This window comes from Jatrophihabitans lederbergiae, assembly GCF_031845305.1.
Taxonomy (GTDB): domain Bacteria; phylum Actinomycetota; class Actinomycetes; order Mycobacteriales; family Jatrophihabitantaceae; genus Jatrophihabitans_A; species Jatrophihabitans_A lederbergiae.
Window position 1 is genome coordinate 1 of the sequence record NZ_JAVREH010000204.1, and the last position, 753, is coordinate 753.

General features: G+C 69.2%; 1 protein-coding gene. It reads left to right on the forward strand.

Features of this window, described 5'->3' with window-relative positions; genetic code table 11:
- Positions 1-753, forward strand: a 753-nt coding sequence (locus RM423_RS24995; RefSeq protein WP_311425738.1) for a DUF4118 domain-containing protein, incomplete at both ends; no start/stop codon positions are given.

A 753-nucleotide genomic window follows, 5' to 3' on the forward strand; every position in this document is an offset into this window, starting at 1 on the left:
TGTTCCTGCTCGCCGTCGTCATCATCAGCCTCATCGGCGGCTTCTACCCCGCCTTCATCGCCGCCATCGCCGCCAGCCTGCTACTCAACTACTACTTCGTCCCCCCCATCCACACCTTCACCATCTCGGCGCCGCAAAACATTCTCGCCCTGATCGTATTCATCGTCATCGCCTCCCTGGTGTCGCGCGTCGTGGACCTCGCGGCGCGGCGCAGCAGCGAGGCTGCCCACTCGAACGCCGAAGCCGAAACGCTGTCCACCCTCGCCGGCAGCCTGCTCCGCGGGGAGCAAGCGTTACCCGCTCTCCTGCAACGCGTCCAAGAGACCTTCACCGTCACCAGTGTCACTCTGTTGCGACGCGAGACCCAGGCTCCAGCCAGCACGGGCGCTGCCCCTTCCGGTGCCACCGCTGCCGGGCTCCGCGGAACGTGGTCCTGCCTCGGCAGCATCGGGGACGACCCGTGCCTACGACCCGAGGACGGCGACACCGAGGTCCCGGTCGGGGACGCACTGGTGCTGGTCCTGCGGGGCCGGCGCCTGGCGACCGAAGACCAACGTCTACTGGCCGCGTTCGCCAGCCAAGTGGCCGTGGCCTACCAGCAGCGTCGCCTGGCGGAGGCCGCTGAGGCCGCCGTCCCCGTCGCTGAAGCCGACCGCATGCGCACCGCGCTCCTGAACGCCCTCAGCCACGATTTGAGGACCCCGATCGCCTCGGCCAAGGCCGCCGTGTCGAGTCTGCGTGGCCGCGACGTGC